Consider the following 23382-nt stretch of genomic DNA (forward strand, 5'->3'; position numbering starts at 1 on the left):
GCGAGGTGCCGCGGAGGCGTGCGAGCAAGCCCCTGATTTTCCTGACGTTTCACCCGGTTCGGAAAAGCTCCGAACCGCCTGTCGCTTGATCCATGTCAAGGCGACTGCGGAGCGCGCGTGAGAGACGCGGTCGAGGCCCAGTCCGGGCCATGACTGATTCGCAGGAGGCATTATGGGTTATGTCAGGCTCATCGCGTTCGCGCTGATCGCCCTGATCGCGGCGATCGCCGCCGATTGGGGGCGCGATCTCGCTTATTCGGTTCACGCCGCGCTGGTGATGATCATCGCCGCCGGTCTTTTCATCTGGGAGCTTCGACGTCTCGACGAGCCGCGCGCGCTCGCCGACCCGAACGAGTATCTCGACGGGCCAATCCGCGCGGGCGTCATCGCAACCGCCTTCTGGGGCGTCGCCGGGTTCCTCGTCGGCACCTTCATCGCCTTCCAACTCGCTTTTCCGGAGCTGAATTTCGACTGGTCCGAGGGTTATGCGAATTTCGGACGGCTGAGGCCCCTGCACACCTCGGCGGTGATCTTCGCCTTCGGGGGCAACGCGCTGATCGCGACCTCCTTCTACGTGGTGCAGCGGACCTCCGCCGCGCGGCTCTGGGGCGGCAACGCGGGATGGTTCGTGTTCTGGGGCTACCAGCTCTTCATCGTGCTGGCGGCGACCGGCTACCTTTTGGGGGCCACGCAATCCAAGGAATATGCCGAGCCGGAATGGTACGTGGATATCTGGCTGACCATCGTCTGGGTCGTCTATCTCGCGGTGTTCCTCGGCACGATCCTGAAGCGGCGCGAGAAGCATATCTACGTCGCCAACTGGTTCTTCCTCGCCTTCATCGTCACCGTGGCGATGCTGCACGTGGTCAACAACCTCGCCATACCGGTCTCGATCTGGGGCTCGAAATCGGTGCAGCTCTTCGCGGGCGTGCAGGACGCGATGACCCAGTGGTGGTACGGCCATAACGCCGTGGGCTTCTTCCTGACCGCGGGCTTCCTCGGCATGATGTATTACTTCGTGCCCAAGCAGGCCGGGCGCCCGGTCTACAGCTACAAGCTGTCGATCATCCACTTCTGGGCGCTGATCTTCCTCTATATCTGGGCCGGTCCGCACCACCTGCACTACACCGCGCTGCCCGACTGGGCGTCGACGCTCGGGATGGTGTTCTCGATCATGCTCTGGATGCCCAGCTGGGGCGGGATGATCAACGGCCTGATGACGCTCGAGGGCGCCTGGGACAAGATCCGCACCGACCCGATCATCCGGATGTTCGTCGCGAGCCTCGCCTTCTACGGCATGTCGACCTTCGAAGGCCCGATGATGTCGATCCGCGCGGTCAACTCGCTCTCGCATTACACCGACTGGACCATCGGCCACGTGCATTCCGGCGCGCTCGGCTGGAACGGCCTGATCACCTTCGGCTGCCTCTACTTCCTCGTCCCGAAGCTCTGGGGCCGGACGCAGATGCACTCGATGGCCGCGATCAACTGGCACTTCTGGCTCGCGACGCTCGGCATCGTTCTCTACGCCGCCTCGATGTGGGTGACCGGGATCATGGAGGGGCTGATGTGGCGCGAAGTCGACGCGCAGGGCTTCCTCGTGAATTCCTTCGCCGACACCGTTGCCGCCAAGTTCCCGATGTACGTGGTGCGCGGCCTCGGCGGTGTCCTCTACCTCTCCGGCGCGCTGATCATGGTGTGGAACATGTGGATGACCATCCGGTCGCCGCAGTCCCGCGTCAGCGCCGCCCACGTTCCCGCGGAGTGATCCCATGACGACGAAAACCAAGAAACTCCTCGACCGTCACGCCATCCTCGAACGCAACGCCACGCTCCTCCTGGTCTCCTCGTTCCTGGTGGTGACCATCGGCGGCATCATCGAGATCGCCCCGCTGTTCTGGCTCGAGAACACCATCGAAGAGGTCGAGGGCGTGCGCCCCTACTCTCCGCTCGAGCTCGAGGGCCGCAACATCTACATCCGCGAAGGCTGCTATGTCTGTCACAGCCAGATGATCCGCCCGATGCGCGACGAGGTGGAGCGCTACGGCCATTACAGCCTCGCGGCCGAGTCGATGTACGACCATCCGTTCCAGTGGGGTTCCAAGCGGACCGGGCCGGACCTCGCCCGGGTCGGCGGGCGCTACTCGGACGAATGGCATGTCGATCACTTCATCAACCCGCAATCGGTGGTGCCCGAAAGCGTCATGCCGAAATACGACTACCTGCTGCGGACCAAGCTCAAGACCGAGCATATCGGCGATCTCCTCGAGACCAACGCGATGGTCGGCGTGCCCTATACCGACGAGATGATCTCGGTCGCGCGCTCGGACATCGAGGTCCAAGTCGATCCCTTCGGAGACACCGACGGTCTGCTCGAACGCTATCCCGGCGCGGTGGTGCGCAATTTCGACGGCCAGCCCGAGCTGACCGAAATGGATGCGCTCATCGCCTATCTCCAGATGCTCGGCACGCTGGTCGATTTCTCGACCTTCACCGCCGAAGCCAGCCGCTGAGGGGGCCGTCATGCACGATACCTACACCATACTGCGCGAGTTCGCGGACAGCTGGGTGCTCCTGGCGCTGACGACATTCTTCGTGGCCACCTGCCTCTGGGTCTTCCGCCCCGGCGCACGGTCGCTGCACGAGGACGCCGCGCGCGCGATCTTCCGCGAAGAGCCCGAGACCGGGCGCGACACATTTTCCAAGGAGGATGCGCGATGAGCGACCGCCGCATCGACCCCGTCACGGGAACCGAGACCACCGGCCATGTCTGGGACGGGATCGAGGAACTGAACAACCCGCTGCCGCGCTGGTGGCTCTGGACCTTCTACGCGACCATCGTCTTCGCGCTGGTCTACGTGCTGCTCTACCCGGCCTGGCCGCTGGTCAACTCGGCCACGGGCGGCGTGCTCGGCTGGTCCCAGCGCGGCGATGTCGCCGAAGAGATCGCCCAGGTCGAGGCCGCGCAGGCACCGCTCTGGACCGCGCTCGAAGAGACGCCGCTGACCGAGATCTCCGCCGCGCCGGACCTGCAGGGCTTCGCGGTCAACGCGGGCGCCGCGCTCTTCCGCACGAATTGCTCGCAATGCCACGGCTCCGGGGCGGCAGGCGCGGTCGGCTATCCGAACCTCCTCGATGATGAATGGCTCTGGGGCGGTTCGATCGAGGAGATCGCCTACACGATCCGCCACGGCATCCGGAACGAAGAGGATCCGGATGCGCGTTTCTCGCAGATGCCGGGCTTCGGAGAGATCCTCGGTCGCGAGGAGATCGCCACGCTGGTCTCCCATGTCCAGGCGCTGCCCGACGGGGTCGACCCGCTGTCCGGTCCGGGCGGAGAGATCTTCGCCAATAACTGCGCCTCCTGTCATGGCGATGATGCCAAGGGCGACCGCAGCATGGGCGCGCCGAACCTGACCGACGCGATCTGGCTCTACGGCAATTCCGACGCACGGCTCGTGAAGACCATTTCCGAAGGCCCCTACGGCGTCATGCCGCCCTGGGGCGCGCGGTTGGGCGAGCCGGAGGTGCGCGCGCTCGCGACCTATGTGCACGGGCTCGGTGGCGGAGAGGAGACCGCCGCCGGGGAGTGAGGCCTCAGGCCTCGGCGGGTGGCGGAAGGGACAGCCGCCGCCCGTTCCCCCCAAGGCCCGCGCGCTGGGCCAGTCATGCGCGCGGGCCACTCCGTTCCGGTCGCCGTGCCTGTGCGCGGACCGGTTGATCCACGTCAAGGCATCCGACGCCGCGATGCGGCATCACGAGCCCAGACCTCTCTGTCCGGTGTGCTATGTCCGATACCTCTCCTTCCCTTTACGCCGCGCGCGTCCCGATCTTTCCGCGTCGGGTCTCCGGCTGGTACCGCCGCCTCAAATGGGCGATCATGGCGGTCACGCTCGCGGTCTATTATCTGACCCCGTGGATCCGCTGGGATCGGGGTCCGAACCTGCCCGACCAGGCGGTTCTCGTCGATCTCGCCAACCGGCGCTTCTATTTCTTCTGGATCGAGATCTGGCCGCACGAGTTCTACTTCGTCGCGGGTCTCCTGATCATGGCGGGGCTCGGGCTCTTTCTTTTCACCGCCGCGCTCGGACGGGTCTGGTGCGGCTATGCCTGCCCGCAGACGGTCTGGACCGATCTGTTTCTCCTGGTCGAGCGCAAGGTTCAGGGCGACAGGAACGCCCGGCTGCGGCTGCATCAGGCGCCGTGGTCCGCCCACAAGATCCGCCTGAAACTCACGACCTGGGCTGCGTGGCTCGCGATCTCGGTCGCAACCGGCGGCGCGTGGGTCTTCTATTTCACCGATGCGCCGACCCTGGCGCGGGATCTGGTGACGGCCTCGGCGCCGGGCGTCGCCTATGCGACGATCTTCGTCCTCACCATGACGACCTTCATCTTCGGCGGCTTCATGCGCGAACAGGTCTGCATCTACATGTGCCCCTGGCCGCGCATCCAGGGCGCGATGATGGATGACGGCACCCTGACCGTCGCCTATCGCGACTGGCGGGGCGAGCCGCGCGGCAAGGGTCTCAAGCGCCGCGAGGACGTCGCGGAGCTCAGGGTCGCGGGGCCTCAGATCGGCGGCCGCGCGCCCAGGATCGCCATGCCGGGCGTGCCCGACACCACCACCGGCATGCGGAGCGAAGGCCCGGGCGACTGCATCGACTGCAATGCCTGCGTCAATGTCTGCCCGATGGGCATCGACATCCGCGACGGGCAGCAGCTGGCCTGCATCACTTGCGCGCTCTGCATCGACGCCTGCGATCAGGTGATGGAGAAGATCGACCGCCCGCGCGGGCTCATCGACTATGTCGCGCTGTCGGACGCCCCGCGCGAGGCCGCGGGCGGCGCGCCGATCCCGGCGTGGAAACATGCGATGCGGTTGCGGAACCTGATCTATCTCGGGCTCTGGTCCGCGATCGGTCTGGCGCTGGTCTTCGCGCTCTTCATCCGGCCCGAGATCGACATGACCGTCGCGCCGGTGCGTAATCCGACCTTCATCACGCTCTCCGACGGCTCGGTGCGCAACGCCTATGACGTGCGGCTCCGGAACAAGCATGGCGAGGCGCGGAGCTTCCTTCTGTCGACCTCGCTCGCCGCGGGTCTCGCGCTTGAGGTCGAGGGGCAGTCGGGCCAGATCGTGCCGGTGCCCGCCGACACGCAGCACCTGAACCGCGTCTACCTGACCGCCGATCCGGACAACCCGGCGGCGGCGGCCGAGAGGACCGAGCTGCGGCTCTGGGTCGAGGACCTGGAGAGCGGCGAGCGCGCCTATGTCGACACCACCTTCAACGGAAAGGCCAACAAATGACCGAGCTCACCGGACGCCATGTCGCCGCCGTCTTCGTTTTCGGGTTCGGCATCATCATCGCGGTCAACATCGCGCTGGCGGTCAACGCGGTCTCGACCTTCCCGGGGCTGGAGGTGCCGAACTCCTACATCGCCTCGCAGGAGTTCGACGCCCGCCGCGAGGCGCAGGAGGCCCTGGGCTGGAGCGTCGCGGCCGAGTATCGCGACGGGCGCCTGACGCTGGCCCTGACCGACCGCTCGGGACAGCTCGCGCCGGTCGAACGGCTGGAGCTGCATGTCGGGCGCCCCACCGAAGAGCGCGACGATCTGCCTGTCGCGCTTGGTCCCGACCGCTCGGCGATGCTCGATCTCGCGCCGGGGCTCTGGCGGCTCGACGTGACCGCCGAGGCACGCGACGGCACGCCCTTCGAATATCGCGCCGTGATCGAGGTGCCGCGATGACCGCCGCCTGTCCCGCCTGCGCCGGTCTCCCCGAGGCCGAGGTGTCCCCGGAGACCGCCACTGGCCCGAGCCGCGCGCTGCATCTGCCGGATATCCACTGCGCCGCCTGCATCGCCAAGGTCGAGGACGCGCTGGGCGCGCTTCCCGGAGTGCGGTCGGCGCGTGTGAACCTGACACTGAAGCGCGTGCAGATTGACGCCCCGGGCGTCGCTGATGCGACCCTGATCGACGCGCTCGCGTCGGTCGGGCAGCGGGCGCAGCGCCTCGACGCCGGACGGCTCGGGTCGCAAGAGGAGGGCCAGCGCGATCTCCTGACGCGGATCGGCGTGGCCGGGTTCGCGATGATGAACGTGATGCTCCTGTCGGTCGCGGTCTGGTCCGGCGCGATGGAGACGACGGCGCAGCTCTTCCACCTGGTCTCCGCCGCCATCGCCGTGCCCGCCATCGCGTTCTCGGCGCGGCCGTTCTTCGTCTCGGCGTTTCGGGCCCTCGGCGCGGGCGCGCTCAACATGGACGTGCCGATCTCGCTGGCCATCGCCCTTGCCGCCGCCAGTTCGACCGCAACCGCCTTCGGTCTCGGAGCCGAGGAGGGCTGGTTCGACGCGGCGCTGGCGCTGACCTTCTTCCTGCTGGTCGGGCGGTATCTCGATCAGGCCGGACGCCGGGCCGCGCGCTCGGCGGCGGCGGAGTTGGCGGCGCTCGAAGCGCCGCAAGCGGTGCGACTGGACGGTGGCACCGAGACCGTCGTGGACGCGGCTAACTTACGCGCGGGCGACCTGATCCGGGTGCGCCCGGGCGACCGGCTGCCCGCCGATGGCATCATCGAGACCGGCCTGACCGATCTCGACCGCTCCGCGCTCACAGGCGAGAGCCGTCCCGAAGCCGCGGGTCCGGGCGAGTCCGTGTCGGCGGGCGAGACCTGCCTCACCGGCACTCTCACCGTGCGCGTCCTGCGCGCGGGCGAGGATACGGGGCTGGCGCGCATGGCGGCGCTTGTGGCCACGGCGGAAAGCCAGAAGTTCCGCCACAAGAGCCTCGCCGACCGCGCCGCGCGGCTCTACGCGCCGGTGGTGCATCTTTTGGGCGCTGCGGCGTTTCTCGGCTGGCTGTGGCTCACCGGCGATGGTTGGCGGGCGCTCGACGTCGCGATCTCGGTTCTGGTGATCACCTGCCCTTGCGCGCTCGGTCTCGCGATCCCCGCGGTCTCGACCGTGACCACGGCGCGGCTCTTCCGGGCGGGGCTACTCGTGACCTCGCGCACCGCGCTCGAGCGTCTGGCCGAGATCGACATCGTGGTCTTCGACAAGACCGGGACGCTGACATCGAGCCGCGCCACGCTGGCCGGGACACCCCCCGACCATGCGCTCGCCCTTGCCGCGGGTCTCGCCTCGGCCTCCCGCCATCCGGTTGCCACCGCGATCCGGGACGCCGCCGTCGCGCGCGGCATCGCACCCCTGCCGGTCGAGGCCGTGACCGAGGTCGCCGGTCTGGGGATCGAGGGCTATCATGACGGCGCGCGCCTGCGTCTCGGACGCGCGCCTTGGGCGGTGCCGGGCGAGACCGGCGGCACGTGGCTTTCTTGCGAGGGCGAACCGCCGCTCCGGTTCGAGCTGCAGGAAACCCTGAGGCCGGAGGCCGCTGATACCATCGCTCAGTTGCGAGCAGCGGGCTACGAGGTCGCGCTCCTCTCCGGAGACACCTCCGAGGCGGTGGCGCATATCGCAAGCGCGCTGGGTATCGACCGCGCCGAAGCCGGTCTCCGCCCCGAGGACAAGGTCGCCTGGGTCGAAGCGCGCCAGGCCGAGGGGCGCCACGTTCTGATGGTCGGCGACGGGTTGAACGACACGGGGTGCCTGTCTGTCGCCCATGCCGGGATCGCCCCGGGCACCGCGCTCGACGCGGCGCGCAGCGCGGCGGATGTGGTGCTCTTGTCGGGCGATCTGACTGGCGTGCCCCTGGCCCTGCGTTCGGCCCGCACCGCGGTCGCGCGGATGCGGCAGAACCTGGGTCTCGCGGCGCTCTACAACGCCATCTCGATCCCGGTCGCGCTGGCGGGGTTCGCTACGCCGCTTCTGGCGGCGCTTGCGATGTCGGCCTCGTCGCTCACCGTCTCGCTCAATGCCGCGCGGAGGTCGACATGAACGTCCTCGTCTTCCTGATCCCGGTCTCCGTGACCTTGGGCCTTCTGGGCCTCGCGGGTTTCGTCTGGACGCTGCGGAGCGGACAATACGACGACCCGGCGGGCGACCAGGCCCGCGCGCTCTCCGACCGGCACGACGATCACCCTTGAGCGGATCGCCCTCGCGCCGCGTCAAAGGCGCGCCCGGGGCAGGGGAGTGGATTTTCTCCACTCCCGACGCACATCCTTTCCCTAAAGCTCTCCTCGGCGCGCGTCGGCGGCCGCATCACGGGCCATCGCACCTGCCTCAGAATCGGGCGCGCCTCGGCATGGTCAGAGGCCGCGTCGATGAATCGGTTGATTTGTGCGTAAAACGCTGACAAATTGTAAGCGTAAAATCATAAACGCCTGTCCCGTCGCATCTCAGGGTGCGGCGGTCGCAGTTCAACAGAGGAGATGACAGAGATGAAACAGTTTGCGCTTGCCGCTCTCATGACCGCCGGTGTCGCGGGCTCGGTATCCGCCGAGTCCTGGGACATGCCGACGCCCTATGGCGACGCGACCTTCCACACCCAGAATATCGCGCAGTTCGCCGAAGAGGTGGCCGCGGCCACCGATGGCGCGCTCGAGATCACGGTGCATTCGGCCGGCTCGCTCTTTCCGCATGCGGAGATCAAGAACACCGTGCGCTCCGACCAGGTGCCGATCGGCGAGTTCTTCCTGTCGCGCCTTGTGAACGAGGACGCGGCCTACGGGCTCGACAGCCAGCCCTTCGTCGCCACCAGCTACGAGGATGCCGCCAAGCTCTGGGAGGCGCAGGAGCCGGTCGTGACCGAGCTTCTGGCCGAGCAGGGTCTCGTGCCGCTCTTCTCGGTGCCGTGGCCGGCGCAGGGGCTCTACACCAATGGTGAGATCAAGACGGTCGAGGACCTCTCGGGTCTGCGCTTCCGTGCCTATAACGCCGCGCTCGAGGAATTCGCCGCGCTGGCGGGCGCCGCGCCGGTGCAGGTCGAAGCCCCGGACATCCCGCAGGCCTTCGCGACCGGACAGGTCGAGGCGATGATCACCTCGCCCTCGACGGGCGCGAACTCTACCGCCTGGGATTTCGTCACCCATTACAGCCCGATCAACGCCTGGGTGCCGAAGAACATCGTCGTGGTGAACGAGCGCTCCTTCCGCCGTCTGCCCGAAGAGGTCCAGACCGCCGTGATGGAGGCCGCCGAGGCCGCCGAGGCGCGCGGCTGGGAGATGTCGAAGGCCGAGGCCGAGGCACAGACCGCGGTTCTGGCCGAGAACGGCATGACCATCTACGAGCCGAGCGACGAGCTGAAAGCCGGTCTCGAGGCCATCGGCGAGGAGATGCTGGCGACATGGCGCGAGAGCGCGTCGGACGCGGCGCTCTCGGTGATGAGCACCTACCAGGAGTGATGGCTCCCGGCAGTGGCGTCCGGACAAGGGCGCCGCTGCACCGACATCCCCAAGACCGTCGGCCGCGCGCGGCCTGATCAACCGTTCGACATCGAAAGGGTTTCCGATGAGAGATCTCCTCGACCGGATCTATCTGGGCGCGGGCTGGATCGCCGCATTCGTGATCCTCGCCATCGCCGTCCTCGTCAGCGCGCAGGTTCTCCTGAACTTCACGACGCGCGTGCTGGGCCTGCCGCTGCCCTCGACCATCCCCTCCTACGCGGATTTCTCGGGCTTCATGCTCGCGGCGGCGACCTTTCTCGCGATGCCCTACACCTTCCGCTCGGGCGGGCATATCAAGGTCTCGCTGATCACGTCGCGCCTGTCGCTGCGCTGGCAGCTCTGGGCCGAGCTTTGCGCCCTGGCCGTCGCGGCGGCGCTGGTCGGCTTCGCCTGCTACTTCACCGTCGCGCTGGTTCTGGAGAGCTGGCACTACAACGACGTGTCGCCCGGGATCGTGCCGATCCCGCTCTGGCTGCCGCAATCGGTCATGGCGTTTGGCCTGATCCTGTTGCTCGTCGCCATCGTCGACAGTCTCGTCCAGACCTACCGGCAAGGCACGCCGGTGATCGCCGCGTCCGAGGAGGCCTGAGATGTCCGATCCCGTCACCGGTCTTTTCCTGCTCGCGGTTCTCTTCGTCTTTCTCGCCGGAGGGCTCTGGATCGCCTTGGCCCTCGCGGGCGTGGCGGTCGTCGCGCTGACGCTATTTTCCAATGCGCCCGTCGGCCTCGTGATGGCCACGACCTTCTGGGGGCACAGCCATTCCTGGTCCCTGACCGCGCTGCCGCTCTTCATCCTGATGGGGGAGATCCTGCTGCGCTCGCGCCTGAGCGAGGACATGTTCAACGGTCTCGCGCCGTGGCTCGGACGCCTGCCGGGGCGGCTGTTGCACGTCAACGTGCTGGGCTGCGCGATCTTCGCGGCGGTCTCGGGCTCGTCGGCGGCGACAGCTGCGACCATCGGCAAGATGTCGATCCCCGAGCTCAAATCGCGCGGCTATCCCGAGAGCCTGATCCTCGGCACGCTGGCCGGGTCGGCGACGCTCGGCCTCCTGATCCCGCCGTCGATCATCCTGATCGTCTACGGCGTCGCGACCGAGCAATCCATCGCGCGGCTCTTCATCGCGGGGCTCGTGCCCGGCATCCTCCTGGTCGGGCTCTTCGGCGGCTATGTCGCGGTCCGGGCCTGGATGAACCCCGGATTGATCCCGAAACCCGACATGGCGATGTCTCTGAAAGAGAAGCTCTGGGAGGCGCGGGGCCTGATCCCGGTCGCGCTCCTGATCGTCGGGGTGATCGGGGCGATCTATACCGGGATCGCGTCGCCGACCGACGCGGCGGCGCTGGGCGTTCTCCTGTCGATCCTGCTCGCGGTCCTCTCGGGCAGCTTCTCGCGCCGCGATTTCCTCGATGCGCTGCTGTCGGCGGCGCGGACCTCCTGCATGATTGCCTTCATCCTGCTCGGGGCGGCGTTTCTTGCCGTGGCGATGGGCTTCACCGGCCTGCCTCGCAACCTGGCCGCCTGGATCGGCGAGATGGGTCTGTCGCCCACCGTGCTCCTGATCGTGCTGACACTCTTCTTCATCGTGTTGGGGCTGTTTCTCGACGGGATCTCGGTGGTGGTGCTGACCACCTCGATCATCATGCCGATGGTGATGGCGGTCGGGATCGACCCGATCTGGTTCGGCATCTACCTCGTCCTGGTGGTGGAGATGAGCCAGATCACCCCGCCCGTGGGCTTCAACCTTTTCGTTATCCAGGGGCTGACCGGGATCGACATCCTGCGGATCGCCAAGGCGGCGCTGCCGTTCTTCTTCCTGCTGCTCCTCGCGGTGGTGCTGATCACCCTCTTCCCGGGGCTCGTGACCTTCCTGCCGGACGCGATGAGCGGATGAGGGCCGTCCCTCAGAGCGACGAGGCCGCGCGGCTGGCCTGGTCGTATTGCCCGGAGAGCGCCCGGAGATGCGCCCCGATCTCGCGCAGATCCTCGCCCGACAGGTCCATCCGCGCGAGCCCTTCGAGCAGGCAGCCCTGCCGCACCTCGCGATAGGCCTGGCAGAGATCCGCGCCCTCTGGCGAGGTGCGGTAGAACACCTCCTTGCCGCGTTTCTCGGATGCGACGAGGCCCGCTTTCGAGAGCTTGCGGAGGGCGTAATTCACCGTGTGCATGTCTTCGATATTGAGAAGAAAGCAGATGTCGCTCAGCCGTTTTTCGCGGTCGCGGTGATTGACGTTGTGGAGCACCAGGATTTCGAGCGGGCTCATCTCGGTATGGCCGACGGCGGCCATGCATTTCACCATCCAGCGCGAAAAGGCGTTGAAGGCGATGATCAATCCGTATTCGAACTCCGAGGCTTCCCAGCCCTCGCCTTCGGCAAGATGACGGGACGAGACGATGCGCCGTTTTCGTGTGTTTTCCATAGGGAAACCCTAGCGCGACAGAAAGATATTGTCGAGAAAACGCTGGTGAAACATCGTTGATTTCGCCGGCATCATCGCCTTGCCGCAAGGGAAACAAATCTGTTTGATCACGATGATTCGATGTCTCGACAGGCTCTGGCCAGACCGCTCAGCGCAACGACGGACTCACATCTACACATCGCCGGATCTCGGAAACTGTTCGGAACGATAACGGCGCGGAGTTGTTCCATTTGTAAGTCGGCATCAGCCCGAACAGTGACAAAAACGCTACAACAGACTTCGTTGGAGGGAAAATGACGTTCGAAAAACAGCAATTCCAGGACGCGCAATCCGAAACCCGCATTGCGATCCGCGACGCATATACGATCGACGAGGCGGAGACCGTCCATTCGCTGATCGACTCCCTCGAACTTCCCGAAGATCGCCGCCAGGCCATTACCTCCGAAGCCGCGCAGATCATCACCCGGGTCCGCAACGACGCCGATCCGACGATGATGGAATCCTTTCTCGACGAATACGGTCTGTCGACCGACGAAGGCGTCGGCCTCATGTGTCTCGCCGAAGCGCTGCTGCGCGTTCCCGACGCCGAGACCATCGATGACCTGATCGAAGACAAGATCGCACCCTCGGACTGGAGCTCGCATCTCGGACGTTCCTCGTCGCCGATGGTCAACGCGTCGACCTGGGCGCTGATGCTGACCGGCCGCGTTCTCAAGGACGATCCCTCGCAACCCGCCGCCCGTGCCCGCCGCCTGATCAAGCGCCTGGGCGAGCCGGTCGTGCGCCGCGCCGTCGGCCAGGCGATGAAGATCATGGGCCAGCAGTTTGTGCTGGGCGAATCCATCGAGGAAGGCCTGCGCAAGGCCGAAAGCCTGAGGAAGAAGGGCTACACCTACTCCTACGACATGCTGGGCGAGGCCGCGCGAACCAACGCCGATGCCGAGCATTTCTTCAACAGCTACGCGCATGCGATCAAGAAGATCGCCGGTGTCGCGAAGGGTGACGTGCGCGACAATCCGGGCATCTCGGTCAAGCTCTCGGCCTTGTCGCCGCGCTACCAGTCGACCCATCGCAAGGCGGTGGCCGAACAGGTCGTGCCGCGCTGTCTCGAGCTGGCGCAGATGGCCGCGAAGGCGCAGGTCGGTTTCAACATCGACGCCGAGGAACAGGACCGCCTGGACCTGTCGCTCGACGTCATCGAAGCGGTTCTGAGCGACGAGAGCCTCAAGGGCTGGGACGGGTTCGGCATCGTCGTGCAGGCCTATGGCAAACGCGCGCCTTTCGTGCTGCGCCACCTCTACGACATGGCCGAACGGCTCGACCGCAAGATCATGGTGCGCCTGGTGAAAGGTGCCTACTGGGACACCGAGATCAAGCTGGCGCAGGAGCTTGGCGTCGCGAACTTCCCGGTCTTCACCCGCAAGGTGAACACCGACGTGAGCTACATGGCCTGCGCGAAGATGCTGCTCGACATGCGCGACCGGATCTACCCGCAGTTTGCGACGCATAACGCGCATACCTGCGCGACCGTGCTGGACCTCGCGGGCAATGACCGCGACAGCTTCGAGTTCCAGCGCCTGCACGGCATGGGGGAATCCCTCCACGAGATCGTGCGCAAATCCGCGGGCACCCGCTGCCGCATCTACGCGCCCTGCGGTCCGCACAAGGACCTGCTGGCCTATCTGGTGCGGCGTCTTCTGGAAAACGGCGCCAACTCCAGCTTCGTGAACCAGATCGTCGACGAGGAGATCTCGGCCGAAGCGATCGCGGCAGATCCGGTGTCGCGCGCGCTGGTCAACGATCCGATCCAGAACCCCGATATCCGTCTGCCCGGCGATCTCTTCGCGCCGCGCCGGAAGAACTCCAAGGGCTTCCGCATGGAAGAGCCCGCCAGCGTCGGCCCGCTCCTGAAGGCGCGCGACGCCTTCGCCGAGACCAAGTGGACCGCGCGCCCCGTGACAGCCGACGACGCCGCGCCCAGCGGTCCGGCCAAGGACGTGCTCTCGCCCGCCGATGGCTCCGTCGTGGGCACCGCCCATGACGCCACCGAGGACGAGGTCGCCCGCGCCCAGGACGCGGCCCAGGCGGGCTTCGAGGAATGGAACGCCATGCCGGTCTCCGAGCGCGCGGACATCCTGCGCCGGATCGCCGATCTCTACGAGGACCACATCGCCGAGTTCTGCGCGATCGCCAGCCGCGAGGCCGGGAAGATCCTGCTCGACGGCATCGCCGAGGTCCGCGAGGCGGTCGACTTCCTGCGCTACTACGCCGCCGAGGCCGAGCGTCTCGACGATGCCGACCCGGCTCCGGGCCGCGGTGTCTTCGTCTGCATCAGCCCGTGGAACTTCCCGCTGGCGATCTTCACCGGCCAGATTGCCGCCGCGCTGGCGGCCGGGAACGCGGTTCTCGCCAAGCCCGCCGAGCAGACCTCGCTCATCGCCACCCGCGCCGCCGAGCTCTTCCGGGAGGCAGGCGTGCCCAAGGCCGCCTTCCAGCTCCTGCCGGGTGACGGCCCGACCGTCGGCGGTCCGCTGACCTCCGATCCGCGCATCGCCGGTGTCTGTTTCACCGGCTCGACCGAGACCGCGCAGCGCATCAACAAGGCGCTGTCGGAGAACGCCGGTCCGGACGCGATCCTGATCGCCGAGACGGGCGGTCTCAACGCGATGATCATGGATTCGACGGCGCTGCCCGAGCAGGCCGTGGATGACATCGTCGCCTCGTCCTTCCAGTCGGCGGGCCAGCGCTGCTCGGCACTGCGGATGCTCTACATCCAGGAAGACACGCGCGACCGCGTGGTCGAGATGATCAAGGGCGCGATGGATGCGCTGGTGACCGGCGATCCGTGGTCGGTCGACACCGACGTGGCGCCCGTCATCGACGCGGACGCCAAGGCCGACATCGCCGGCTATGTCGAGGAGCAGAAGAAGAAAGGTCGTCTTCTCAAGCAGATCGACGCGCCCGAGGGCGGCCAGTTCGTCGGCGCCGCGCTGGTCGAGCTCGACGGGATCGAGGATCTCGAGCGCGAGGTGTTCGGCCCGGTGCTGCATGTCGCGACCTTCAAGGCCAAGGATCTCGACAAGACCATCGACGCGATCAACGACAAGGGCTTCGGTCTGACCTTCGGCGTGCACACGCGGATCGACGACCGGGTCCAGCACATCGTCGACCGCATCAAGGTCGGCAACACCTATGTGAACCGCAACCAGATCGGCGCCATCGTCGGCAGCCAGCCCTTCGGCGGCGAAGGCCTCTCGGGCACCGGCCCGAAGGCGGGTGGCCCGAACTACGTCAACCGTTTCCGCCGGACCGAAGACCCGAGCGAACACCCGGCGCCGGACGCCAAGACCGTCGATGCGGGTGCCGTCAGCAAGGCTCTGCAATCCTTCGACGCGACCGGCTGGGCCGCGCGGGTGGACCGCGTGCAGGTTCTGCGCCGGGCGACGCAAGGCTCGGGCGGCGTGGTGCGGCGCGCGATCAATGCCGCGGCCGCCTGCGATAACGGCCCCTTCGATCTTCCCGGACCGACGGGCGAATCGAACCGCCTGTCGATGCCGCCCAAGGGCACGATCCTGTGCCTCGGGCCGGAGACGGAGACCGCGCTCGCCCAGGCCGTTCAGGCCCTGGCGGCGGGATGTCCCGTCGTGGTCGTCGCACCCGGAGCCGAGGAGGCGGTCAAGGACCTCGCCAAGGCCGGAGCGCCGATCAAGGGCATCGACGGCACCGTCGCACCGGGCGACCTGTCGCAGATCGACCCGCTTGTCACAGTCGCCGCCGCGGGGGCGACGGACTGGACCCGCAGCCTGCGCGTGGCTCTCGCCGCGCGGGATGGCCGTATCGTCCAGCTCGAAACCGAGGTGATCGCGCCCGCGCGATACTACGCCGAACGGCACGTCTGTATCGACACGACCGCAGCTGGCGGCAACGCCAGCCTTCTGGCCGACGTCGCCTGACCGGCGGCAGACGCGATCACTTTCAAGACTCGTTTCAGAAAGGATAGGACTTCATGGCTATCGGCATATGGATCAGTCTCCTTGCCTATTTCGCCCTCATGCTGGGCATCGGCTTTTACGCTTGGCGAAAATCGACTTCGAACTCAGAGGATTACGTGCTCGGCGGGCGCAACCTGCCACCGGCGGTCGCCGCCCTCTCGGCGGGGGCCTCGGACATGTCCGGCTGGCTCCTTCTGGGCCTTCCCGGCGCGCTCTACGCCGCGGGTCTCGTCGAGGCCTGGATCGGTATCGGTCTCTTCATCGGTGCTCTGATCAACTGGATCGTCGTGGCCCCGCGTCTGCGCGAGCAGACCGAGCGCTACGACAACGCGCTGACCATCCCGGCCTTCCTCGCCAACCGGTTCCCGAGCCAGGCGACAACGCTCCGGATGGTATCGGCGGTGATCATTGTCGTCTTCTTCGCGGTCTACACCGCGTCGGGCCTCGTGGCGGGCGGCAAGCTCTTCTCGTCGGCCTTTGACGGCAGCTACTCGGTCGGCGTCTGGCTGACCCTGGGTATTGTGCTGACCTACACGGTGATCGGCGGCTTCCTTGCCGTGAGCCTGACGGATTTCGTCCAGGGCGTGATCATGATGCTCGCGCTGATCATCATGCCGGCCATCGTTCTCTACGCGGGCGAAGGCGGCGGGTTCGCCCAAGCCGGTGAGACGCTGAGCAATGTCGACGGCTTCACCCTTGGATGGTGGACGCCGGACATGACGCTCATCGGCTGGCTGTCGCTGATGGCCTGGGGTCTCGGCTATTTCGGCCAGCCGCACATCATCGTGCGCTTCATGGCCGTCCGCTCGGTCGAGGCCGTGGCCACCGCGCGCAACATCGCGATGGTCTGGATGGCGATCTCGCTGATCGGCGCCGTCGGTGTCGGTATCTTCGGTCGCGCCTATGTCGAACGGAACGGCATCTCGATCGGTGACTCGGAGACGATCTTCATCTTCCTCGCCGAGAGCCTCTTCCCGGCGCTGATCACCGGCTTCCTTTACGCAGCACTTCTGGCCGCGATCATGTCGACGGTGTCGAGCCAGCTTCTGGTCTCGTCCTCGTCGCTTGCCGAAGACTTCTACAAGCTCTTCGTGAACAAGGACGCCAGTGGCAGCGCGCTCGTGACCGTTGGCCGTATCGCGGTCGTCGCGGTCGGTGTGGTCGCCGCCTTCATCGCGGGCGATCCCGACAGCAAGGTGCTCGGTCTCGTGTCGAACGCCTGGGCGGGCTTCGGTGCCGCCTTCGGACCGCTGATCATCCTGTCGCTGACCTGGTCGCGCATGACCGGCGCAGGTGCCGTCGCGGGTCTTGTGAGCGGTGCGGTGACCGTGATCCTCTGGATCAGCCTCGGCTGGAACAGCAGCTTCCTCGGTGGCCCGGGCGTCTACGAGATCATCCCCGGCTTCCTGATCTCGATGCTGTCGATCTTCGTCGTCAGTACCGTGACCCAAGGCGCCGACGAGTTCCGGCCGATCCCGGCCGAGTAAGCTCGGCACAGTCCGACACCAACGCGCAGCCCGGTCCCGCCGGGCTGCCTTTTCTTTGGGCGGGTGGAGCGTGGCGGCTGTCACCGGTCTCAGACGTCGCGGCACTGCATGGACCACCCCGAGAGGATCCCTCGGACAACCGCTCAGCCCCCCGTGACCGGCGATCTGCCCGGCGCAGGCTCTTGAACACGAAGCGCTTCGGGTCCACGTCTTTCCCATGCGGCCCGCCCGCGTGATACGCTCGGCGCGCGAAACCGCCAGCGCGTGCGAGATCCGCTCAGATCATCCTGCCCGACAGCGCGTCTTCGTTGCGCGGCTTGAGGCATGTCTCGGTCCAAACGTCCGAAGGGAATGTCATATGAGAGTCGAACTGCTCGCTCTCCTGCTCTTGCTACCGGCCATCGGTGTCTTCATCTACGCCGCGATCCACGAGTACCGGCGCTACAAGTCCGAAGGGAGCGCGACATACGGGCTGGTCTACGACGAGGAGACCGGGACCACGCATGTCACCGGCATTGCCGAGGGCGAAGAGAGCTTCGATCCCAGCGATTTCGACTATGGCGGTCAGGATGCGCCGGAAGACGGCGACGAAGACGACACCGTGCAGAAGGACCCCCCCTGACGGCGTTCGCGGCCTAGGTCAGGCCGACCCGCTCGGCGCAGGCAGGGTCACCTCAACCACCAGCCCCGGATCATTGTCCCTGAGCACGATCCGGCCCGAATGTTTCTCGGCAATCGCGCGCACCAGAGCCAAGCCGAGGCCCGCTCCCGGCTTCGACCGGCTGGGATCGAGCCGGTGGAACGGCTCGAAGACGCGCTCGCGGGAGGCCTCGGGGATGCCCGGGCCGGTATCCGCCACCGACAGACGGATATCGGCGCCCGACCGGCTCAGCGTCACCCGCGTGACATTGCCGGCGGAGCCGTGGTTCACGGCGTTCTGAAGCAGGTTCACCACCATCTGCTGCAGCATCTGGGCATCGCCCGCGACGGTCAGCTCCGCATCATCGCCGACATCGAAGCTCAAGGACTGCCCCTCATCCTCGGCGATCAGGGCGAAGGTCTCGGCCAGATCCGCCACCAGCTCGGCCAGGTCGACCCGGTCGGTCAGGTGCACGTCTCCAGCCGCCTCGATCCTCGAAAGGCTCAGATAGGCGTCGAAGATGACGCGCATGTTCTCGAGCTCGTCCTGCGTGTCCGCCATCGCCTCGACCGGATCCTGCCCCGCCTCGACCTGCTCCATCGCCTTGCCGAGCGACAGGTAGGCTCGGCCGAGCGGCGATTTCAGGTCATGCGCGGCGGCGGCGGCGGTGTTGCGGGTCGTGGCGATCATCCGAGACAGCCGGTCGAGATGCAGGTTCATCTGCCGCGCGATCCGGTCGATCTGCGTCGTGCCGCCGTTCTCGGTGATCCGGACCTCGGTGTCGCCTTCGCTGGTCTGCGAGAGCGCGAACTCGATATCCCTGAGGCGCCGCAAGCTCTTGGCGCTCAGGTAGTAACCGACCGAAAGCATCGTCAGGACCACGAGGAAGCCGCTCAGGGTCAGGGCGCGGAAGACGAGGATCTGGGTGTGATAGAGCAGGTCGAGCCGCTGTCCGACCACCAGCGTGCTGTCGTCCAGCGGACCCGAGACATAGACATAATCGCGGGTCAGATCGTCGGGAGAGGCGGCCGCATGCTCCAGCGGACCGACCTGCAGGCCCGTTCCCGCGGGGCGGCTCAGGATGTTTCCGGCGATCCGTCCCTGGTCCGCTCCGAACAGCGCCACCGCATGATGCCCGCCCGCCGCGAGGTTCGCGAGACTGGCGACGGTCCGGTCGACATGCTCGTGGCCCTGGTTCTCGTGATCGGTGGCGAGGATGCTCCACCTCTGCTGCACGTCGTCGCCCAGCTCGGCGATCAGGCTGCGCTCGACATAGGCGAGCGTGATCCAGCCGAAGATCACCAGCACGAAGATGAAGACGAAGGCGGATCGCAGGACGGCGGAGAACGCGGCGCCCGAAAGGACGTCACCGCGGTCCATGCATCGAGTACCCGGTATTTCGGATCGTGTGGATCAGGGGCGTGTCGAAGGGTTTGTCGACCTTGGCCCGCAGGCGGCTCATATGGGTCTCGACGACGGTGGTGCTCGGCTCGAAGTTGAAGTTCCAGACCCGCTCGAGCAGCAGCGTGCGCGTCACGACCCGGCCCGAATTGCGCATCAGGATCTCGAGGATGCTGAACTCCTTGGCGTGAAGCTCGATCACGCTGCCCTGGCGCCGCGCCGTCCGCGACAGAAGGTCGAGCGTCAGGTCATGCACGGTCAGGGTCGGCTCGACGGTCGTCTCGCTCTTCCGGCGGACGATGGCGTCGATGCGGGCGACAAGCTCGGAGAAGTGGAAGGGCTTCGTCAGGTAGTCGTCGCTGCCCGCGGCCAGCCCCTCGACCCGGTCCTCGACCTGACCGAGCGCGGTCAGAAACAGAACCGGCAGCGATTTCTTCGACGCCCTGAGCGCTTTCAGCACCGACAGCCCGTCCATCCCCGGCAACATCCGGTCGAGGATCGCGAGGTCGCATTCGTTGTAGAGACAGAAGCTGAGCGCGTCGCGCCCGTCGGCGACGTGATCAACGGAATGGCCGTGTTCAGTCAAGCCGGCGACGATGTAGTCGGCGATCTTGGCGTCGTCTTCGGCGAGCAGGATCTTCATCGGCTCCACCTCCTTGCCGCTATCTAAGGAGAAACGCCGACGCCTTGCCAGCGAAACAGCTTTCTTTGCACAGAAGTAAGGTTCGCGCGAAACCCGGGCGAATGCGGATGCCTAGGTTCCCCCTGTGACCGGTCTTGCCGACCGGACCTGACGGAGGGCCTCCCATGCAGACGTATCTCACCTCTCTCAAACGCAGCGCACGCCCGGATGCCGTTCGGACGAGCAGCACGCATCTGAGGCGGATCGGAGTTTTCCTGATCGCGATCGGTGCGCTCGCCACCCTGCTGCCGCATGTCGCGACCATAGGGGCCGAGCTTCTGGTGGCCTGGATGCTGACGCTCTGGGGGGCAGTCGGCCTCTGGTTCTCCTGGTCGATCCGGCCGGTGCCGGAATGGCGTCTGGGATTTGCGGCCTTCGGAATGTTCTTCGTCGCTGGTGTGGCGCTCGTCCTCTTCCCGGTCGCGGGTATCGCCGCGCTGACGGTGCTGATGATGCTGTCCTTCCTGGTGGAGGGGATCGTGTCGATCCTCTTCGCCCTCCGCAGCAGCGACCATGTCTCGAACTGGGGATGGCTCGTCTTCAGCGGGCTCTGTTCCTTCGCGGCGGGCCTCGTGATCCTCTTCGGCTGGCCCTGGACGGCAAGCTGGACGCTGGGCCTGATGATGGGGCTGAACCTGATCTCGACGGGCCTGTCGCTCGTGATGCTGGCCAATTCGGCGAAGCTCTCCGACTGACCGGCGCGGATGCCCGAAAGACCGGCGGGCGCAGCGCCTCGCCGGTTCTTGCCACTCCGCCTCTCGCCGCGATCACGCGAGAGGCCCTGACGCTGCCAAACGAACTTCAGACTTTCGAGGACGGCCTCCATGCCCATGTCTAGCCTGCCGACAGTCCTGTCGCGCGGATTGAAGGTGATCGAACATCCGGTCGTGAAGACCGCGATCCCGGTTCTCATCGGTGCCCTCGCGGTCTTCGTGCTGCACAGGATGGCCAGCCACGTGGCCTGGCCGGACGTGAAGGCGGACCTCGCCACGGCGCGACCTGCGCTTCTTCTGGCGGCCCTCGCCTGCACCTTGGCAAGCTTCGCGGGCATCTCGCTCTACGATCTGATCGCGGCCCGCGTCGTCGCGTCGGGCAAGATGCCCGCGCTGGTGCCGGTGGTCACGGGGGCCGCGGGATATGCGATCTCGGGCCTTCTGGGCGTGTCCTATCTGACCGGAACCGCCGTGCGCTACAGGGTCTATTCGGCCTTCGGTCTCGACCTGGTCTCGGTGACCGGGATCGTCGCCATCGCCTGGTCGGGCTTCGCCTCGGCGCTCATCCTTGGCTTCGGCGTGCTTCTGACGGTGCATCCGACCGGCCTGAGCGCCGTGATCGACATCGCGCCCGCGCTCGAGACCGCGCTTGGCGCTGCCATGCTCGTCGGGTGGGGCGGCTACATGCTCTGGTTGGCCTCGGGCCAGCGGCGCCTGACCTCCCGCGGCCATTCCGTGCCGCTGCCGAGACCCGCCGAGGCCGCCAGCCTTACATGGGCGGGCCTTCTGGACGTGTCCGGCGCCGCCCTGACGCTCTACGTCTTGTTGCCGCCCGATATCGTGCCGAACGTGCCCTTCTTCGCGACCGTCTTCATCGCGGCGGTCTGGCTCGGCATCCTCAGCCACGCGCCGGGCGGGCTGGGCGTGTTCGAAGCGACGATCATCGCCGGTCTCGGGGCCTCTGGGCGTCCGGACGTGCTGGCATCGCTGCTTCTCTACCGCCTGATCTACACGCTTCTGCCTTTCGCGGTTGCGGCGCTCGGACTGGCTATCGTCGCGGCGCGGGCGTCGCGCGTGCGGCTCAGGGCCACCTCGGGCCTCCTGTGGCGCGCTCTGAAGCCCCTGGTCCCGCTCCTTGCGGCGGCGCTCGCGATGTTCGCCGGGATCGTGCTGCTGGTCTCCGGCAACCTGCCCGGAGAGGGCACCCGACTCGAGCTCCTGCGCGAAATCTTTCCCCTCGGCGTCGTCGAGGCGTCGCACCTGGCGGGCAGCCTTATCGGGACGCTGCTGATCGTGCTGGCCGCGGGTCTTTACCGCAAGCTCTACCGCGCGTGGCTTCTGGCGACCGCGCTTCTTGCCGTCGGTTTTGTTTTCTCGCTGATGCGCGGGCTCGACCTGGTCGAGGCCGGGGTCATGGCCGCGACGCTGGTGACGCTCGGCCTGCTGCGGCCGGCCTTCTACCGGGCCGAGGAGATCTCTCTCTTCCGGCTCGACCGGCGCTGGATCCTCAGCATCCTCGTTCTGAGCGCGGCGATCTTCTGGATCGGGCTCTTCGCCTACGATCATGTCGCGTATCGCAACGCGCTCTGGTGGCAGTTCAGCTGGAACGGCGACGCTTCGCGGTTCCTGAGGGCGAGCCTTGTCGGCGCCATCGTCCTCGCCGCGGTCCTCGTCAATTCGCTGATCAGCCACCGCCCCGCGCAGCGCCACGCGCAAGCGATCCCCGAGGTCGTCCGACGTCTGGTGGCAGAAAGCGACACCGCCGAGGCGAATATCGCCCTGACCGGCGACAAGCTGTTCCTCGTCTCCGAGGACGAAACCGCCGTCATCGCCTATGCCGACACCGGGAAATCGCTCATCGCCAACGGCGACCCCATTGGCGATCCCAAGGCCGGGCAGGCGCTGATCTGGGCGCTCCGGGAACAGGCCTACCGCGCGGGCAAGCGCGTGGTGTTCTACTCGGTCTCGCCCGCGTTTCTGCCCGCCTATCTCGACCTCGGGTTGTCGGTCCTGAAGATCGGCGAGGTCGCGCGTGTCGACCTGCGGGGCTTCACCCTCGACGGCTCCAAGCGCAAGGGCCTCCGCCAGTCGCGCAACCGCGCGGCGCGCGACGGCTTCGGCTTCGCGGTGATCCCGGCGGCCGAGATTGACACGGTCCTTCCCGAGCTGCGCGAGGTCTCGGACGCCTGGCTCGCGCAGAAACAGGGCGAGGAGAAAGGCTTCTCGCTCGGCGCGTTCTCTGACGCCTATCTGCGCAATTTCGACACCGCGGTGCTGCGCGACCCCGAGGGGCGGATCGTCGCCTTCGCCAACCTGTTCCGGGGCGCGAACCTGCAGGAGCTGTCGATGGACCTGATGCGCTACCGCCCCGATGCACCGCATTTCGCGATGGACGCGCTTTTCGGCGAGCTGCTGCTCTGGGGGTCCGAGAGTGGTTACCACTGGTTCTCGCTCGGCGCCGCGCCCTTCGCGGGCGTCGAAAACCGCGAGCTCGCACCGCTCTGGAACCGCATCGGCGGATTCATCTACGAGCATGGCGAGCATTTCTACCATTTCGAGGGCCTGCGCGCCTTCAAGGAGAAGTTCGATCCGGTCTGGTCGCCCAACTACCTGGCCTGCCCGGGCGGACTGGCGGCGCCGCAGATCCTCTACGAGGTCAACGTGCTTGTCTCGGGCGGCCTGCGCGGGCTGATGACGTGATGAGGAGAGACC

At 66.8% G+C, this 23382-nt stretch carries 19 protein-coding genes; 16 read left to right on the plus strand and 3 right to left on the minus strand.

The features are described 5' to 3' along the window. Positions 1-172 precede the first annotated feature (172 nt). From ccoN to ACFQ4E_RS09110, 11 genes are all read left to right on the plus strand, one after another. Positions 173-1768 (plus strand): cytochrome-c oxidase, cbb3-type subunit I, encoded by a 1596-nt coding sequence (gene ccoN, locus ACFQ4E_RS09060; protein WP_386802755.1) that lies wholly within the window; start codon positions 173-175, stop codon positions 1766-1768. Between the two features lie 4 nt (positions 1769-1772). Next, complete coding sequence (gene ccoO, locus ACFQ4E_RS09065; RefSeq protein WP_386802757.1) at positions 1773-2513, plus strand: cytochrome-c oxidase, cbb3-type subunit II; 741 nt, start codon at positions 1773-1775, stop codon at positions 2511-2513. A gap of 10 nt (positions 2514-2523) precedes the next feature. After that, entirely contained in the window at positions 2524-2721 is a 198-nt protein-coding gene (locus ACFQ4E_RS09070; protein WP_386802759.1) for a cbb3-type cytochrome c oxidase subunit 3, read from the plus strand. Next, entirely contained in the window at positions 2718-3593 is an 876-nt protein-coding gene (gene ccoP, locus ACFQ4E_RS09075) for a cytochrome-c oxidase, cbb3-type subunit III (protein WP_386802761.1), read from the plus strand. Before ACFQ4E_RS09070 ends, ccoP begins: the two co-directional genes overlap by 4 nt. A 194-nt stretch (positions 3594-3787) precedes the next feature. Next, a complete protein-coding gene (ccoG, locus tag ACFQ4E_RS09080; RefSeq protein WP_386802764.1) occupies positions 3788-5308 on the plus strand; it encodes a cytochrome c oxidase accessory protein CcoG in 1521 nt (506 codons plus the stop codon). Further along, a complete protein-coding gene (locus ACFQ4E_RS09085; protein WP_386802765.1) occupies positions 5305-5748 on the plus strand; it encodes a FixH family protein in 444 nt (147 codons plus the stop codon). Before ccoG ends, ACFQ4E_RS09085 begins: the two co-directional genes overlap by 4 nt. Then, complete coding sequence (locus ACFQ4E_RS09090) at positions 5745-7889, plus strand: heavy metal translocating P-type ATPase (protein WP_386802767.1); 2145 nt, start codon at positions 5745-5747, stop codon at positions 7887-7889. The genes ACFQ4E_RS09085 and ACFQ4E_RS09090 overlap by 4 nt, the downstream gene beginning before the upstream one ends. Beyond that, on the plus strand, positions 7886-8038 hold the full coding sequence (gene ccoS / locus ACFQ4E_RS09095; RefSeq protein ID WP_386802769.1) for a cbb3-type cytochrome oxidase assembly protein CcoS: 153 nt from the start codon (positions 7886-7888) through the stop codon (positions 8036-8038). Before ACFQ4E_RS09090 ends, ccoS begins: the two co-directional genes overlap by 4 nt. Before the next feature lie 294 nt (positions 8039-8332). Next, positions 8333-9295: a TRAP transporter substrate-binding protein gene (locus ACFQ4E_RS09100; protein WP_386802771.1), complete on the plus strand. Its 963-nt coding sequence runs from the start codon at positions 8333-8335 to the stop codon at positions 9293-9295. A gap of 106 nt (positions 9296-9401) precedes the next feature. Continuing rightward, entirely contained in the window at positions 9402-9926 is a 525-nt protein-coding gene (locus tag ACFQ4E_RS09105) for a TRAP transporter small permease (RefSeq protein WP_386802774.1), read from the plus strand. A gap of 1 nt (position 9927) precedes the next feature. After that, positions 9928-11229, plus strand: a complete 1302-nt coding sequence (locus ACFQ4E_RS09110) for a TRAP transporter large permease (RefSeq protein WP_386802776.1) — start codon at positions 9928-9930, stop codon at positions 11227-11229. A 10-nt stretch (positions 11230-11239) separates the two neighbouring features. On the opposite strand, the gene ACFQ4E_RS09115 is transcribed toward ACFQ4E_RS09110, so the two are convergent. Next, positions 11240-11755 carry a winged helix DNA-binding protein gene (locus ACFQ4E_RS09115; RefSeq protein ID WP_386802778.1) on the minus strand — a complete coding sequence of 172 codons (516 nt, stop codon included), beginning with the start codon at positions 11753-11755 and terminating at the stop codon, positions 11240-11242. A gap of 293 nt (positions 11756-12048) precedes the next feature. Between ACFQ4E_RS09115 and putA the strand changes: the two genes are divergently transcribed. The 3 genes from putA (at position 12049) to ACFQ4E_RS09130 (ending at position 17856) form a co-directional block, all read left to right on the plus strand. Then, a complete protein-coding gene (putA, locus tag ACFQ4E_RS09120; protein WP_386802780.1) occupies positions 12049-15708 on the plus strand; it encodes a bifunctional proline dehydrogenase/L-glutamate gamma-semialdehyde dehydrogenase PutA in 3660 nt (1219 codons plus the stop codon). 53 nt (positions 15709-15761) lie between these two features. Continuing rightward, on the plus strand, positions 15762-17234 hold the full coding sequence (gene putP / locus ACFQ4E_RS09125) for a sodium/proline symporter PutP (RefSeq protein WP_386802782.1): 1473 nt from the start codon (positions 15762-15764) through the stop codon (positions 17232-17234). A 358-nt stretch (positions 17235-17592) separates the two neighbouring features. After that, the gene (locus ACFQ4E_RS09130) at positions 17593-17856 is read left to right on the plus strand and encodes a hypothetical protein (protein WP_386802784.1); all 264 of its coding nucleotides are present in this window, start codon (positions 17593-17595) and stop codon (positions 17854-17856) included. An 18-nt stretch (positions 17857-17874) separates the two neighbouring features. Here the strand turns inward: ACFQ4E_RS09130 and ACFQ4E_RS09135 are convergent, their stop codons facing one another. Both ACFQ4E_RS09135 and ACFQ4E_RS09140 read right to left on the minus strand, forming a co-directional pair. Beyond that, the gene (locus ACFQ4E_RS09135; protein ID WP_386802786.1) at positions 17875-19254 is read right to left on the minus strand and encodes a sensor histidine kinase; all 1380 of its coding nucleotides are present in this window, start codon (positions 19252-19254) and stop codon (positions 17875-17877) included. Beyond that, the gene (locus ACFQ4E_RS09140; RefSeq protein WP_386802788.1) at positions 19241-19918 is read right to left on the minus strand and encodes a response regulator; all 678 of its coding nucleotides are present in this window, start codon (positions 19916-19918) and stop codon (positions 19241-19243) included. Before ACFQ4E_RS09140 ends, ACFQ4E_RS09135 begins: the two co-directional genes overlap by 14 nt. Before the next feature lie 164 nt (positions 19919-20082). Between ACFQ4E_RS09140 and ACFQ4E_RS09145 the strand changes: the two genes are divergently transcribed. Next, a complete protein-coding gene (locus tag ACFQ4E_RS09145; RefSeq protein ID WP_386802790.1) occupies positions 20083-20652 on the plus strand; it encodes an HdeD family acid-resistance protein in 570 nt (189 codons plus the stop codon). A gap of 129 nt (positions 20653-20781) precedes the next feature. Continuing rightward, the gene (gene mprF / locus ACFQ4E_RS09150; RefSeq protein WP_386802792.1) at positions 20782-23370 is read left to right on the plus strand and encodes a bifunctional lysylphosphatidylglycerol flippase/synthetase MprF; all 2589 of its coding nucleotides are present in this window, start codon (positions 20782-20784) and stop codon (positions 23368-23370) included. Positions 23371-23382: the final 12 nt, after the last annotated feature.

Origin of the sequence: Litorisediminicola beolgyonensis (genome assembly GCF_042679605.1) — a bacterium.
Taxonomy (GTDB): domain Bacteria; phylum Pseudomonadota; class Alphaproteobacteria; order Rhodobacterales; family Rhodobacteraceae; genus Litorisediminicola; species Litorisediminicola beolgyonensis.